This is a genomic window from Micromonospora sp. NPDC051196 (assembly GCF_040682415.1).
Classification (GTDB): Bacteria; Actinomycetota; Actinomycetes; order Mycobacteriales; family Micromonosporaceae; genus Micromonospora.
In genome coordinates, this window is the sequence record NZ_JBFBAY010000002.1 from 403,559 (window position 1) to 419,277 (window position 15,719).

Here is a 15,719-nt window from a genome sequence, read left to right on the forward strand (position 1 = left end):
CGGCATACGCATGAGTGCGCGAGGAGATGGTCATGGCAGGAGACACCACCATCACGGTCATCGGCAACCTGACCGATGACCCCGAGTTGCGGTTCACCCCCTCCGGGGCCGCAGTCGCCAAGTTCCGGGTCGCTTCGACGCCCCGGTTCATGGACAAGGCCTCCGGCGAGTGGAAGGACGGCGAGCCGCTGTTCCTCTCGTGCACCGTCTGGCGTCAGGCCGCGGAGCACGTGGCGGAGTCGCTCCAGCGCGGCGCCCGCGTGATCGTGTCGGGCCGGCTGCGTCAGCGGTCCTACGAGACCCGCGAGGGCGAGAAGCGCACCGTCATCGAGCTGGAGGTCGACGAGATCGGCCCGTCGCTGCGCTACGCCACGGCGAAGGTGCAGAAGATGTCCCGCTCCGGTGGCAGCGGCGGCGGCTTCGGCGGCGGCGGTGGTGGTGGCCAGGGCGGCGGCGGAGGCAACTTCGACGACCCCTGGGCTTCGGCCGCACCGGCACCCTCACGTTCGGGTGGCGGCAACTTCGATGAGGAGCCCCCGTTCTAATGGCGCCGAGCGCCCGTGATCGTAAACCAGGAGCAAGAGCAATGGCGAAGGCTGCGGCACTGCGCAAGCCGAAGAAGAAGGTGAACCCGCTCGACAAGGACGGGATCACCTACATCGATTACAAGGACACCGCGCTGCTGCGTAAGTTCATCTCCGACCGCGGCAAGATCCGCGCTCGGCGGGTGACCGGCGTGACCTCGCAGCAGCAGCGGCAGATCGCCCGCGCGGTCAAGAACGCCCGTGAGATGGCGCTGTTGCCGTACACGGCGACGGCCCGCTGAGAGGAGGTGCCGACATGAAGATCATCCTGACTCAGGAGGTGTCCGGGCTCGGCGCCCCGGGCGACATCGTGGAGGTCAAGAACGGCTACGGCCGTAACTACCTCCTGCCGCAGGGCTTCGCGATCGCCTGGACCAAGGGCGCGGAGAAGCAGGTCACCCTGATCAAGCGGGCCCGCTCGGCCCGGGAGATCCGCGACCTCGGCCACGCCAACGAGGTGAAGGGTCAGCTCGAGGCCCTCAAGGTCAACCTCAAGGCCCGTGCCGGCGAGGGCGGCCGACTCTTCGGCTCGGTCACCCCGGCCGAGATCGTCGACGCCGTCAAGGCGGCCGGCGGCCCGTCGCTCGACCGTCGTCGGCTGGAGGTGTCCGGTCACATCAAGTCGATCGGATCGCACCCGGTGCGGATCAAGCTGCACCCCGAGGTGACCGCCACCTTCAACCTCAACGTCATGCAGGGCTGAGCCCTCACCGACGGCAACTGACGAGGCCTGCACCATCACCAGTGGTGCAGGCCTCGTCACGTCAGACGAACCCGCCACCCAGGTGGCGGCCGGACGACCACCGCCGTGGTGCGGACGACGAGCCCGCCCTTCAGCCGATGGGCTCCCCGGTCACCGCGCTGATCAACACCGTCGACAGGCCACCACCGACCACCGCCGCCGCGAGCGCCACCGTCGTCGGCTTCCACGTCGTACCCACCCGTCGCAACAGCGTGGCGACCACCAGACTGCTCACCAACGCCAGCCCGAAGCGCGGAGTCCCCGCCACCATTGCCCCGAAGGCTCGGGCCCGCGCCGACTCGCAACCCCCGCCGCTGATGTCGGTCACGCAGCCGGTGGGCGGTGCACCGTCCAAGGTCAGCAGCCACACGAAGATCACCATTGCGGGCAGGAGATAGCAGGCCGCCGTGTAGAGCAGCGGCAACCACGGTGCCCCAGGATCCGGATCCAGCAGGTCGTCTTCCAGCCGCCGACTCCACCCGCTGGCGCCGACCGCCTCGATCCGACGGCGCACCGACGCCATACCGGTCTGCCGAGGCGGAGGCACCGCCGCCGGGCGTCGCCGGGCAGCCGAACGCGGACGAGGCGCGGTGTAACCGACCACCGGCGATCTCGGTGCCGAAGCGCTGGCGTCAACCCATCGCGGATCGTCCCCGGCCAACCGGGTGCCCGGCCAGAAACCCTCCTGCGCCGGCTCCGGTTCAACCGCCTCGGACCAGGACCACTGCCCCGCACCCGACGTGGCACCAGAGCCCGGAGGCTGCGTACGGTCCCCGTCCCACCGATTCTGGCCGCGTCGCCGGTCCCACCGGTCGGCCTCGGCGGGACGCTCCCACTGGCCCGTGGTGTCAGGCTGGAGCCACTGACCTGTCTGGTCCGGCTCGGGCCACTGATCCGATGCGGACGTCCGGAGCCACTGACTGGTGCTGTCGGCGTCCCAAGGATCGGCGGAACCAGCCTCGACCCGGTTGCCGGGCTCGACCGGCTGCTGCCAAGCGTGCAGGCCGGAGGCGTCCCACGGATCCACCGCAGGCCGAACAGCCTCCGGTTCCGCCCTGCGATCCCACGGCTCGGCCGCCCGCTCCCACGGATCCACGGCCGGGCCGGCAGCGGACTCCACCGAGCGACGCCGTCGCCGCGCGGGCGGCTCCACAGCCGGCTCCGAGCCGGTTGACTGCTCTCCCTCCTCCGCCAGGCCCGACCAGGTCACCTGACGTCGACGAGACTGCGCCCGGCGGGGCCGGCTCTGCGGCGTGAACCCGGACACCGGATCATCGTCGTCAGCTCGCCGGCTGCCGACGTAACCCCCGTCCTGCGGACGCTCGAACCGCCACTCCCGAATATGGTCCGACGAGACCTCGGCAGCCGCCGACGAGGACTCGCGCCAGGTCGAATCGCTGGCCCGCCGGCCACCTCTTAGCTCCGAGGCGCGGCGACCTCCCGCATAGCGGGGGCCGTCGTCATCGTCATCGTCGTCCGGGGCCGCATGCCGGCCGCCGCCGTCGACACTGCGTACGCCCGACTCCAGCGCCCAGCGGGGCAGGTACGGCTCGGCCGGTTCGTCCTGCCCACGCTCGATCGCCCGGCGTCGGCTCGGGGTGCGGTAACGCTCCACGGCGGAGTCGTAGCGGTCGTCCGGACCGCCCTCGACGGGATCGGCCCACGAGGCGGCCGGCCGTCGCTCACGCGGGCCATCCTCCCCGCGTGCCCAGTCCCGGTAACTCACGGCCGGAGCGTGACCCTTCTCAACCGAAAGCGCAATCCGCTGTCCAGGTGTAGCCGTAGGCCACCGATCCTACGGGAGTATCGGGACAAAGCCCTACCCGGAAATTCTTGTCCACAGGCTGTGGATCGTATCCGTGCAGCTGAACAGGGCATTGCCGGGATGTCCTCAACAGTTATCCACACCTTGTGCACACCCTGCGCACATCTCACCCCCCGGGTGTCCACAGGTTGTCCCGAGGCTCGTCCACCGCTGTGGTTGAGGCCCTGAGCTCGCGTTCCGTATGGTTGCCCAAGCCGACCGCCCGATGGCCCCCGATCGACGCGGCCGGTCAACCTGGTGGTACCCGGGCGGATCGTGCCCGGAACCGCACCGACGCAGTGGAGGGGGGCCCGGTGTCGGTCACCGACGACATACGGACGGAGTCGTATCCGAGCGGTCCATCATCCGGCCCGCCGCAACGCGACGGCCAGTTCGACAAGACCCCGCCGCAGGACATCGCCGCCGAGCAGTGCGTCCTGGGCGGCATGTTGCTGTCCAAGGACGCCATCGCGGACGTTGTCGAGATCCTCAAGACCAACGACTTCTACCGGCCGGTGCACGCCACCATCTTCGACACCATCCTGGAGATCTACGGCCGTGGCGAGCCGGCCGACGCGATCACGGTGGCGGCGGCGCTGGCGGACTCCGGTGACCTGGCCCGCGTCGGTGGCGCCCCCTACCTGCACACGCTGATCGCGAGCGTGCCCACGGCCGCGAACGCGGCCTACTACGCGCGGATCGTCAGCGAGCGCGCAGTGCTGCGGCGACTTGTCGAGGCCGGCACCAGGATCGTCCAGCTCGGCTACGGCACCGCGAGCGGTGGTAGCCGGGACGTGGACGACATCGTCGATCTGGCCCAACAGGCCGTCTACGACGTCACCGAGCGCCGGGTGAGCGAGGACTTCGCCGTCCTGGCCGACATGCTGCAACCGACCCTGGACGAGATCGAGGCGGTCGGCGCCCAGGGCGGGGTGATGACCGGCGTACCCACCGGCTTCACCGACCTGGACCGGCTGCTCAACGGCCTGCACGCCGGACAGTTGATCATCGTGGCCGGCCGGCCGGGTCTGGGTAAGGCGCTCGCGCTCGACACACCCCTGCCGACTCCGACCGGCTGGACGACGATGGGCGAGGTGAAGGTAGGCGATCAGCTGATCGGTGCGGACGGCCGACCTACCACTGTCACGCACGCCTACGAGGTCCGCCACGATCGCCCCTGCTACGAGGTCGAGTTCTCCGACGGTTCGGTCATCGTCGCCGATGCCGAGCACCTGTGGACGACGACCACCAGGGCCGCACGCCGCCAACAGAACGAGCTCCGCCCGCGCTACCAGTGGGACGCTCCGTTACGCGCCAAGGCGGCAGCCGTACACCGGGCCGGCACCGCCGCCCCCGACCGGCTCGTCACGTACCGGGAAGCCGTGGCGATCGCCGGCTCCGAGTTCCGGAATGTCCTGCCTCGGGGCATGAACAGCGAGACGACCGTGGCACATTCTCGGGCCGTCACCACCGAGCACATCGCCGCGACACTGCGGCATCCGGCTGACGGGCGCGCGAACCACGCGGTGGACAATGCTCGGCCGCTGTCCCTTCCGACCCGCGAGGACCTGCCGATCCCCCCGTACACGCTTGGGGTGTGGCTGGGCGAAGCCGACGGCTTCCTGGTCACCCCGGGAAGCGGTGTCCTGAACGACAAGCACATTCCGCAGCCTTACCTCCGAGCATCGGAGGAGCAGCGACGGGAGTTGCTGGCCGGACTGCTCGACACCGACGGTACCGTCGCGCCAGCCGGACACGTCCAATACACCACCACCTCGGAGCGGATGGCCGAGGACGTGTACGAGCTCGTCGTCAGCCTGGGCTACCGATGCTCGATCAACCGTAAGCCGGTCGACGGTCGCGCTCCCGAGAGCTCGACGGCTTTCACGCTGAACTTCTCGACCTCCGACGAGGTTTTCCGGTTGACCCGGAAGCGGGAGTCGCACGCAACGCGCCGACACGCGGATACCCGGTCCCGCTACATCGTGGACGTGCGACCGGTGCCGAGCGTCCCCGTGCGGTGCGTGACGGTCGACAACGAGGACCATCTGTACCTGGCCGGTCGGTCGATGATTCCCACGCACAACAGCACCGCGAGCATGGACTTCGCCCGGAATGCTGCTATCAGAGCCAATCAGGCATCCGCCATCTTCTCGCTGGAAATGAGCAAGGTCGAGATCGTCATGCGACTGCTCTCGGCCGAGGCACGCGTACCCCTGCACGTGCTGCGCAGCGGGCAGCTCTCCGACGACGACTGGACCAAGCTGGCCCGCTGCATGGGCGAGATCAGCGAGGCGCCGCTGTTCGTGGACGACACGCCCAGCATGAACCTGATGGAGATCCGGGCCAAGGCTCGCCGGCTCAAGCAGCGACACGACCTCAAGTTGATCGTGGTCGACTACCTCCAGCTGATGACCTCGCCGAAGCGCACCGAGAGCCGACAGCAGGAGGTCGCGGACCTGTCCCGAGGCCTCAAGCTGTTGGCCAAGGAGGTCGAGTGCCCGGTCATCGCGGTGAGTCAGCTGAACCGAGGTCCGGAGCAACGTACCGACAAGCGGCCGCAATTGTCTGATTTGCGGGAATCTGGCTGCCTGGCGGCCGAAACCCGACTCATCCGCGCCGACGACAACTCCGAAGTCACTCTCGGTCAGCTTCTCGCGCAGGGGGCCAGAGATGTGCCCGTCTGGGCTCTGGACGAAAGCCTGCGATACACCCCACGCACGATGACGCACGTTTTCCCGAGTGGACGCCGACCGGTGTTCCGGATGACGCTGGCGTCGGGCAAACAGATCGACGCGACGGCCAACCACCCGTTTCTTACCTTCACCGGCTGGATGCCGCTCGCTGAGTTGACTGCGGGTACGCGGCTCGCCACGCCTCGGCACCTACCGCCACCGTTGAGTGTCCGACCTATGGCTGAGCCGGAGGTGATCCTGCTTGCTCACCTGCTCGGTGACGGGTCGTTCGTCCGGCGTCAGCCGGTGCGATATGCCAGCGTCGACGAAGCCAATCTGACGGCGGTCGCCGAGGCCGCCAAGCACTTCGGCATCACGGCTGTCCGGGATGACTATCCGGCGGCTCGGGTCACCACACTGCGGCTACCTGCTCCCTATCGACTTGCCCGTGGCCGACGCAACCCGATCGCCGAATGGCTTGACGGTTTTGGTCTCTTCGGGCTCAGGCCGCACGAGAAGTTCGTGCCGCAGCAGATCTTCAGCCTGCCCAAGGAGCAGGTGACGCTGTTCGTCCGGCACCTGTGGGCCACCGACGGGTGCGTTCACGTCAACAAGTCCGGGCGTGGCGGGCGGATCTACTACTCCTCGACGAGTCGACGACTGCTTGAGGATGTCTCTCGACTGTTGCTCAGGTATGGCATCACCGCGCGTTTGAAGGCCGTACCGGTGGCGCGACACCGCACGCAGTACACGCTCGACGTCTCTGGACGAGACGACCAACTGCGGTTCCTTCGTGAGATCGGTGTGTATGGCAACAGATCGACCGACTGTGGGCGCCTGCTTGCTGCCTTGGAGTTGACGAAGAGCAACACGAACGTCGACACCGTGCCGCGTGAGGTCTGGGATCAGGTCCGCGGGATTCTCGTTGACAGGGGCATGACCCATCGCGAATTCGCCAGGGCAGTTGGCACACAGTTTTCCGGTAGCGCCATGTGGAAGCACTCACCGAGCCGCTCAAGGCTGGCCAGCATCGCCCAGGTGCTCGATGCTGTCGACCTCGACCTACACGCCACCAACGACATCTTCTGGGACGAGATCGTATCCATCGAGCCGGTCGGCGAGCAGGACGTCTTTGACGCGACCGTGCTGGGTACGCACAACTTCATCGCCAACGGCATCGCCGCTCACAATTCGATCGAGCAAGATGCCGACGTTGTCATCCTGCTGCATCGTGACGACTACTACGACAAGGAGTCGCCGCGAGCGGGGGAGGCGGATTTCATCGTCGCCAAGCACAGAAATGGTCCGACCGACACGGTGACCGTGGCGGCTCAGCTGCACCTGTCGCGGTTTGTGGACATGGCCATCGTCTGACGCGAGGGCCGTCGACTGTGACCAGGACTTCATGCCGACGGCGTCCCAACTCCGGCGCCGTCTGACCCGGCGCCGGAGCGGAGGACGTGCGGGCTCAGCCGAACATGTCGTCGAGGAAGCTCTTGCGCTTCTTGCGCCGGTAGTGGCCGTGGTAGCCGTAGTGCTGCTGCTGCCCGTGGCCGTACACCGGTGCCGGCGCGGGGTAGCCGGGCGGCGGAGGCGGAGGCACCGTGCCGTAGCCCGGCTGGTGCGGGGCGGGGGCGGGCGGCGGGTAACCACCACTCGGCGGGGTGACGCGCTGGGTCGGCTGTGGAGCGGGCGGGGTCTGCTGGGCGCTCCAGTTGGCCTCGGCTTCGAACAGCTTCTCCAGCTCACCGCGATCGAGGAAGATGCCCCGGCACTCGCCGCACTGGTCGATGACGACGCCACTGCGCTCGTACTGGCGCATCTCTCCGTGACACTTGGGACAGGTCAGGCTCATTACCCGAAGGTACCTGGTCGGCTCACGCGGTGGCGGTCAGCGCGTCGGTGACTTCTTCGTCGGAGATTTCGTGGAAGTCGTCGTAGTAGGCCCCGACCGCCCCGAAGTTGACCGGTCGCTGGGCGCAGATCGCCTCGTCGGCCTCGGCGGCCAGCATCTCGCAGGCTTCCTGTGAGCCGACCGGTACGGCGAGCACGACCCGCCGGGCGCCCAGGTGCCGGGCGACCTGGACGGCGGCTCGGGCGGTCGCGCCGGTGGCCAGGCCGTCGTCGACGATGACGGCCGTACGACCGGTCAGCTGAAGCGGGGGGCGGCCGGCCCGGTAGAGCTGTTCCCGTCGGTCGAGTTCTGCCTGTTCCCGACGCTGGACCTCGGCGATGTCGTCGGCATCGAGTTGACCGGCCACCAGGTCGTTGAGCACGCGTACCCCGCCCGGGCCGAGGGCGCCGAAGGCGACCTCGGGTGCCCACGGCATGCCGAGCTTGCGGACCACGAGCACGTCCAGCGGCGCGCCGAGGCGTGCGGCGATGACCTGCGCGACGGGTACCCCGCCGCGTACCAGGCCGAGCACGGTGACGTCCGGTTGGCCGGTCAGGGCGGTGAGTCGGTCGGCGAGTGCCCGGCCGGCCTCGCTGCGGTCGCGGTAGGTGGTCATGACCTCAGGTGTACGCCTTGCGGGGCCGCTTCGCCTGCCGGTTGCCGGATCCGGGGGAGGTCGAGCGCGGGCGCCCAGGCGAGAAACGCGATCGGGTACAGCAGGTAGCCGAACCGGGTGGTGGGCATCAGCAGGATGGCGGCGAGTAGCCCGTACCCGCAGATCAGGCTGATGGTCCGGGCGGTGCGGGGCGGGCGGCGGGCGAGTCGGATGGCGATCGCCAGGCCCGCCGCGACCAGCAGCGCGGCGGCGACGGCGCGACCGGCCGGCAGGTTGGCCGCGATCAGCTGTCCGGGGAACGGTGACTGTGCGGGGCTGGCGACCAGGCCGTGCCCGAGCGGGAAGCGCAGCACGTTCTCCACGAGGGCTTCGTGGTCGACCAGCAGGACGGGCAGCAGCGCGGCGGCGGGTAGCCCGAACGCTCCGGCGGCGACTCGCAGGCCGGCGCGTCGGGTGAGGCCCCAGATGACCAGCACCACGGCGACCGGCCAGGCGAACAGCTTGAGCGCACCGGCCAGTCCGACCGCGACGCCGGCCCAGCCGGGACGTGCGGTGCCGGCGAACGCGAGCGCCAGCAGGCAGAGGGCGAGTACAGGCAGGTCGTCCCCGCCGGTGGCGAGGGTCAGCGCACAGACCGGGAGTACGGTGGCGGCCTGTGTGCCACGTAGCAGGACGGCCGGGTTACGGGCTGGCCGTCCGGGGGTCGGCCGCAGCAGGCGCAGGGCGAGGAGGAGGGCCAGGGCGGTGCCGACGGCGAACCAGACCCGGGCGTCGGTCCACCAGGTGTCGTGCAGCGCGCGGGGCAGCCCGAACAGGGCCATGCCCGGCTGGTACGGGGTGTAGCCGAGCAGTTGTTCGCCCGGTGGCAGGGCGGCGATCGCGTCGGGTCCGAGGTACGGGGTGCCGGTTTCCAGCAGGCGACGGCCGGATTCCTCGACGACCAGCACCTCCTCCTGTGCCCGGTCGGTCCGCCCGGCTGACCGCTGGACGCTCTGCCAGGTCAGCGGCAGCAGTGCGGCTGTGGCCCAGGCGAGGCCGGTGACCAGCCAGCGGGCCGGTACGCCGGCAAGGGCGGAGTCGGGACGCTGGCGGCGGACGAGGAGTTGGCCGGCGACCAGGAGTGCGGCGGCGAGGTAGCCGAGGGCGGCGAGACCACCCCAGTGGCGGTGCGAGGTGAGGGTGGAGGTTGCGGCGGTGATCGCCGCGAAGGCGGTTGAGCTGGCGTAAAGGCCGAGATCGAGGCTGAGGCCGCCGCCGGCTGAGTCGATCCGGTGCCACCATCCGGGGCGGGGGACGGTCGCGGTGGCGTTGCTCACCCGGGTCAGTGTGTCAGGCCGGCTGGTGGCGGCCTCGGCCCCCCTGACGCCGTCCCGGTGGTAGCCGGACCACCGCGCCGGTGTCGTGCAGGGCGGTGGCGAGGTGGCCGGGTCGACCAGCGGTGCCGCGTTGCAGCGCCGCGAGCAGCGCTCCGGCGGCCAGTGGGCGGGCGAAGAGGTGGCCCTGGCCGGCGACGCAGCCGAGTTCCCAGAGGGCGAGGCGCTGCGGTTCCCGTTCCACGCCTTCAGCCACCACTGCCAGATTGAGGCTTCGGCCGAGGTCGAGAGTGGAGCGGACGATGGCGGCGGCTTCGGTGGAGGACTCCATCGCGGTCACGAAGCTGCGGTCGATCTTCAGCTCGTGCACGGGGATCCGGGAGAGTAGGGACAGTGAGGAGTAGCCGGTCCCGAAGTCGTCCAGCGCGAGCCGGACACCGGAGTCGCGGAGCCGGGTGAGTACCTGGTCGACCACGTCGAGTTGGCTGAGGGTGAGGGTTTCGGTGAGTTCCAGCATCAGCCGGTCGGGCGGTAGGTCGTGGGCGCGCAGTCGGGCCAGCACGGCGCCGGGGAATCGGGCGTCGAGCAGGCTGCGTGGGGAGACGTTCACCGCCACCGGTACGTCGAAGCCGGCGTCGCGCCAACTGCCGGCGGCGATCAGTGCCTGGTCGAGGATCGCCTCGGCGAACGCGGGGAGCAGCCCGGACCGTTCGACGGTTTCCAGGAACCGTAGTGGGTCGATCATGCCGTGGGTGGGGTGCCGCCAGCGGGCCAGTGCCTCGGCGGCGATCACCTCACCGGTGCCGAGGTCGACGATGGGCTGGAAGTTGACGGTGAACTCCTGATCGGCGACCGCGCGGGGCAGTTCGCCGCTGAGGGTCAACCGGCCGAGGTCGGCGGTGTCCCTGGCCGGTGCGTAGGTGGCGACGCGTTGCCCGGCCCGTTTGGCCTGGTACATCGCCACATCGGCTCGGCGTAGCAACTCGACCATCCCGCCGGCGGCCGGTGCGATCGCGATGCCGCCGCTGGCCTCGACGCTGATCTGCATGCCTTCGATGTCGTACGGTTCGTGCAGTACGGCCAGCAGTGTCTCGGCCCGGTGTGCGGCTACCGCGGGGGCGGGCAGGACGCGCAGCAGTACGGCGAACTCGTCGCCGCCGAGCCGGGCGACCAGGTCGTCGGTGCGGGCCGCGGCGCGTAACCGCTCGGCCACCTGGATCAGCATCTGGTCGCCGGCGGCGTGCCCGAGGGTGTCGTTGACCTCCTTGAAATGGTTGAGGTCGATCAGTACCAGGGCGGTGATCCCGTCGGCGTGCCGCTGGTGCAACTGTTCGTTGCCTTCGTCGAGCAGGTGGCGCCGGTTGGCCAGCCCGGTCAGCGCGTCGTGGGCGGCGGCGTGTGCGTGGGCCTGCGCGACCCGGGCGAGTTCGGCGTACGCCTGGGCGTTGCGTACCGCCGTGCACAGTGCCGAGGCGAAGGTGTGCAGGGTGTATCGCTCGCGTTCGTTGAGCTGCACGGATCCACGGAACCGCAGCCGCAGCACGCCCACGTCGATGGACCGGTCGTGCCCCTCCAGGGGCGCGGGCACGACCGCACCCGGCACGGCGGGGGCCTCGGCGGTGGGGCCGTCGTAGCTGACGCCGTCGGAGTTGCCCCGGACGAGACGGGCGGCGTCGCGTAGTTCCACCTCCACGTCGTCGGCGGAGAACAGTTCGGCGGCTCGGGTTACCGCGGTGGTGAGGACCTCGTCCAACTCGACGACGTTGAGTGCGTCGGTGGTCTGGGCGAGTCGCTGCCACGCCTGCTGCTCGGTGCGCCCGCGGACCCGGGTCAGGTAGAACAGGTGAAGGCTGAGTACCAGTGGTGGTACGGCCAGGAGCATTCGGATGTCGGTTCTGATCGTCAGGACCGTGCCGACGACGACGATGAGGCGGGTGACAGTTGCGGTCAGTCGCAGACCCCAGTCCTCGCGAAACAACTTCCCTAGCGAGGTGCCGGTGGCCATGGCGATGACCGGCAACGTGACGAGTTCGTCCAGCAGAACGGCGGCCAGGTAGGCGGCAGCCAGCGGGACGATGGTGCCGGTGATGTCGGAGTTCGTCGGCGGCCATTCGAACAGTTGCAGGACGAGGCTGGCGGCGGTGGCGACCAGCATGTTCTTGCCGATGCCGAAGAACCGCTTGATCGGTGGCAAGCGGATCAGGGTGGTGGCGATCGCCACGCCGAAGCCGGTGGCGAGGATCACCACGGGCGGGGGTGCCACGGCGAGGCCGACTACGATCGCCGTCTCGGTCCAGGCGATGTGGTGGTTGGTGGAACGAATCCGGACCCGGACCTTGACGATGAAGCCCAGCGTCACCAGGGAGATCAGTACAGGCCAGAGAAGGGTGGCCGTGATGACCCCGTAGTTCGGCAGGTTGGCGACGGAGACGGCGCCGGCGATGCCGGCCAGAACGACGACGAGACCGACTAGCGGCCGTAGCCGCCGATCGGTCCCGGTCTGTCGGTCTTGCGTAGCCAACCGTCATCCCCATTCGTCACCGAGGGGCTGCGCTCCGCAAGCGTACTTCGGCTGCTTCTCGTCGAGAAGCAAGGATCAGGCCCATTCGTGCGAGTTCATCTTCGACCCCCAACTGGATTCGGCTGGTGCTGTCGCAGAATCTAGAGGGGCTTGCGGCCGGTTGGTACCAATAAGTGTCGTATTGCGCAGAATGGGCTAATACGGCAATTATCTGTCACGTTCCGTCTCATGCCCCTGACGGAGGGTCCAATTCCGTGGGCAGATCCAGTTTTATCTTTCGGCCCGTTCGGTCGGCCGGAGCATTTTGGTCGAACAAGTGTCCCCACGAAGTTTGCTTGTTTCATCATCGCTTCGGTCGGGATTGCCGGATCCTGGGACATGCTAGCCAGTTCTGAGCTGGCTAAGCTGCACACGGTGATCCTATGAGTGCGGCTGAGGGGCTCGTGCAGATTCAAGTCCTCGGCGGTCTCGCGGTGCGTCACGGGTCAGCGGTGCTGCCCCTCGGGACTCCGAAACAGCGGACAGTTCTGGCGATGCTCGTATGCAATCCTGGGCGGCTGGTGTCGGTCGGTCAGCTCGTCGATGAGCTGTGGCCGGACGGGCCACCGCAGTCAGCCATACCCAATGTCCGTACTTATGCCGCTAATCTGCGCCGGAGCTTTGCGGCGCTGGTGCCGGAGCGTGAGGTGTTGACCCGCGTCCAGGACGGCTATCGCCTGCACGTCGAGTGTTCGGACGTGGACGTGTTCGTCTTCCAGGCGGAGGTTGCCGAGGCGCGTCGGCTGGTTCGTTCCGATGAGGTGGCGGCAGCGGCTCGGTTGTCCCGTGCGTTGGCGCGCTGGCGGGGTCCCGCACTCCCGGGAATCCCGCTCGGGCCGCTACTTTCCGCCCAGGTCGCAGCCGCGGCCGAGGATCGAATGCTCGCGGCCGAGTTGTACGCCAGGTTGCAGATCCAGCTCGGCCACTACGACGAGGCCCTGCCGGTGCTACGCAACCTGCTGATCACGCAGCCGCTCCGCGAGCCGGCTCACCTGCTCCTCATGCAGGCGCTGCACCTGCGCGGTGACCATGCCGGGGCGGTGGCCGCCTATGCCACGGCTCGAAAGACCCTGCGTGAGCAGCTCGACATCGAACCCGGTGGTGACCTTCGGCAGTTCTACCTGCGGATAGCCGCACACGACGGACGCGCTGCACACGACGGACGCGCCACAGATCGTGCGGCACAGGAGGGATCGCCGGCCACGGCCGTTCCCGCGCCCACCGAACAGGTGAACCGATCCTTCCCGTTCCTGCCCAGGGCATTACCGGACTTCGTCGGCCGAGCTGACGCGGTCGAGCGTCTGCTGTCCGAGACCCGGCGAGCGTCGGGTTTCGCCTCGGCGGTGCACTTCATCGACGGCATGGCTGGTAGCGGCAAGACATCCCTGGCCATGCACGTCGCTGCCGAGCTAGCGGACTCCTTCCCGGACGTGCAGCTGTTCATCGACCTGAAGGGGCACGACCTGGCCGAGGCGGTGGAACCGGCGGCCGCCCTCGCGGCATTGCTGCGGCAACTCGGTGTGCCGGGCAGCCGGCTACCGACCGATTTCGACGAGCAGGTTTCCCTCTGGCGTCGGGAACTGGCCGGCCGACGGGGAATCGTCGTGTTGGACAACGCGGCCGGCGCCGAGCAGGTTCTCCCGCTGCTGCCCAGCGGGCCGGGCAGCGTGGTGATCGTGACGTCCCGGCGGAGGATCACCTGGCTGGACGGAGGACCGCCGGTCTCCCTGTCCGTGATGACGCTGGACGAGGGTGTCGCCCTGCTCGCGTCCGCCGCCGGCGCGCAACGGGTGGCGGCGGAGCCCGAGGCGTCGGCGACCGTGGTGCAGCAGTGCGGTTACCTGCCGCTGGCGATCCGGCTCGCTGGCTCCCGGCTCGCGCACCGTCCCACCTGGCGGGTGGCCGACCTCGCGGCGCTGCTGGTGGGCAACACGCATCGGCTGGTCCATCTCGCCTCAGGTGACCGGAGTGTGGCGGGAGCATTCGCGGCGTCGTACGAGTCGCTGAGCACGCCGGCGGGGCGCTTGTTCCGGTTGCTGAGCGTACATCCGGGTGGTTGGTTCGACACGTTGGTCGCCGCCGCTGTTTCCGGCCTTTCAGCAGACGAAACCCTCGCCGCGCTGAACGAACTCCTCGACTGTCATCTGATTGACGAGGTGAAGGCGGGGCGTTATCGCATGCATGATCTGATCCGACAGTACGCCCACGAGTTGTCCGTCGAGCAGGACTGCATGCAGACACGTGGCCGGGCGTTCCTGGATCTGATCGACGTCATGCTGCACCTGTCCTTTCCGATCGCCGAAGAGCTTGAGTCGGGGGGCGTGCGTAAGTATGTGACGCTCGATCCGCCACGACTGCCGGATCTCTTGGGCCGCACAGCGCCGCGTACGAAAGAATGGATGGAGGACGAGCGGTCGACTCTGGCTGCGCTCGTCGTGCGGGCCGGCGAATGGGGGCACCATGGCCATGCATGGCGCCTGGCGCGAGTGCTCTGGCGATTCCTGTATGTCCGCGGCCACTACGACGACATCATCCGGACGCAACTCGCTGGGCTGGACGCCGCGAGGGCTGCGGATGATGAATCCGCCACCGCCATGATGCACAATTACGTCGGCTCCGCCTATCTACGCAAAGGCAACTATGCCGAGGCGTTGAAGCACGTCCGTGCTGCGGTGAGTCTCGCCGAGCAAAACGGCGATTTTGTGAACGGTGACCGCTATCGGGCTAATTCTGTCGCCATTCACTGGATCCGTGGCGAACTCGACGAGGCGGTGCGGGTAGGGCTCAACGGACTGCGGTGGCGCGACGGCCACGATGACGACGGGCTTAACGGCTCCCTGCCGAACGTGGGGCTCGCCCTGGCGTTGCTCGGCCGCTACGACGAGGCGCTGCGTCTGCACCGCCTGCATCTCTACCTGGCCCGCCAATACGGTAACCAGTTCCACCTGCTCAACGCACTGAGCCACATCGGTGCGGTGAAGTGTCGGATCGGGCGCCATGAGGCGGCGATACGCGCGTTGCGAGCCGCCCTGGTGCTGCGGGAGCGTACCGGGCACCGATTCGCGGAGGCGGAGGTACGCAACGACCTCGGCATCGCGCTGCGCGGCCTGGGGCGGGCTGTCGAAGCGGTCGGGCACCACGAGGCGGCCCGGCAGTTGGCAGTCGAGGCGGGTGAACCGCACGTACGGGCGGCGGCGCTCAACGACCTGGCGGTGACCCTGGTCGTCCTGGGAGACGGCAGCCGCGCGTTCGATCTGCACCATGAGGCGTTGCGGGTGGCAACCCGGATCGCCCATCCGTACGAGCAGGGACGGGCGTTGACCGGGCTGGCCGAGCATCTGCTCGCCACCGATCCGGCGGAGGCCCGCCGGCACTGGGAGCGCGCACTGGCGATCTTCCGGCGGATGGGGGTGCCGGAGCAGTTCGAGGTCGAACGCCGCCTGGCCCAGACGGTTCGGCCGGACCCGGTTTCCTGATCAGGGCCTTCGACCGGTCGGCACGCTGAGCTGTGCGGCCGCCCGGGCGCGAGCC

At 68.8% G+C, this 15,719-nt stretch carries 10 protein-coding genes; 5 read left to right on the plus strand and 5 right to left on the minus strand.

The features are described 5' to 3' along the window. Positions 1-14 precede the first annotated feature (14 nt). Genes AB0M35_RS07660 through rplI form a run of 3 tightly spaced genes read left to right on the plus strand, consistent with a single transcriptional unit; the run spans position 15 to position 1,287 of the window. Positions 15-545, plus strand: coding sequence for a single-stranded DNA-binding protein (locus AB0M35_RS07660; RefSeq protein ID WP_357531261.1), 531 nt, complete (start codon positions 15-17; stop codon positions 543-545). A 41-nt stretch (positions 546-586) separates the two neighbouring features. Then, a complete protein-coding gene (gene rpsR, locus AB0M35_RS07665) occupies positions 587-826 on the plus strand; it encodes a 30S ribosomal protein S18 (protein WP_007073789.1) in 240 nt (79 codons plus the stop codon). 14 nt (positions 827-840) lie between these two features. Continuing rightward, a complete protein-coding gene (rplI, locus tag AB0M35_RS07670; protein ID WP_363742758.1) occupies positions 841-1,287 on the plus strand; it encodes a 50S ribosomal protein L9 in 447 nt (148 codons plus the stop codon). Between the two features lie 130 nt (positions 1,288-1,417). Here rplI and AB0M35_RS07675 read toward each other — a convergent pair whose 3' ends face one another. Beyond that, positions 1,418-3,052, minus strand: a complete 1,635-nt coding sequence (locus AB0M35_RS07675; RefSeq protein WP_363742759.1) for a hypothetical protein — start codon at positions 3,050-3,052, stop codon at positions 1,418-1,420. 392 nt (positions 3,053-3,444) lie between these two features. Here AB0M35_RS07675 and AB0M35_RS07680 point away from each other — a divergent pair, with 392 nt between their 5' ends. Further along, positions 3,445-7,179, plus strand: coding sequence for a replicative DNA helicase (locus tag AB0M35_RS07680; protein ID WP_363742761.1), 3,735 nt, complete (start codon positions 3,445-3,447; stop codon positions 7,177-7,179). 94 nt (positions 7,180-7,273) lie between these two features. On the opposite strand, the gene AB0M35_RS07685 is transcribed toward AB0M35_RS07680, so the two are convergent. From AB0M35_RS07685 to AB0M35_RS07700, 4 genes are read right to left on the minus strand one after another with little or no spacing between them, the layout of a single operon-like run. Further along, entirely contained in the window at positions 7,274-7,660 is a 387-nt protein-coding gene (locus tag AB0M35_RS07685; RefSeq protein ID WP_363742763.1) for a zf-TFIIB domain-containing protein, read from the minus strand. A gap of 22 nt (positions 7,661-7,682) precedes the next feature. After that, positions 7,683-8,315, minus strand: coding sequence for a phosphoribosyltransferase (locus AB0M35_RS07690; protein ID WP_363742765.1), 633 nt, complete (start codon positions 8,313-8,315; stop codon positions 7,683-7,685). Beyond that, positions 8,312-9,631 (minus strand): glycosyltransferase family 87 protein, encoded by a 1,320-nt coding sequence (locus tag AB0M35_RS07695; RefSeq protein WP_363742767.1) that lies wholly within the window; start codon positions 9,629-9,631, stop codon positions 8,312-8,314. Before AB0M35_RS07695 ends, AB0M35_RS07690 begins: the two co-directional genes overlap by 4 nt. Positions 9,632-9,644: 13 nt before the next feature. Beyond that, complete coding sequence (locus AB0M35_RS07700) at positions 9,645-12,149, minus strand: bifunctional diguanylate cyclase/phosphodiesterase (RefSeq protein ID WP_363742769.1); 2,505 nt, start codon at positions 12,147-12,149, stop codon at positions 9,645-9,647. 422 nt (positions 12,150-12,571) lie between these two features. Between AB0M35_RS07700 and AB0M35_RS07705 the strand changes: the two genes are divergently transcribed. After that, positions 12,572-15,664: a BTAD domain-containing putative transcriptional regulator gene (locus AB0M35_RS07705; RefSeq protein ID WP_363742771.1), complete on the plus strand. Its 3,093-nt coding sequence runs from the start codon at positions 12,572-12,574 to the stop codon at positions 15,662-15,664. Positions 15,665-15,719 lie beyond the last annotated feature (55 nt).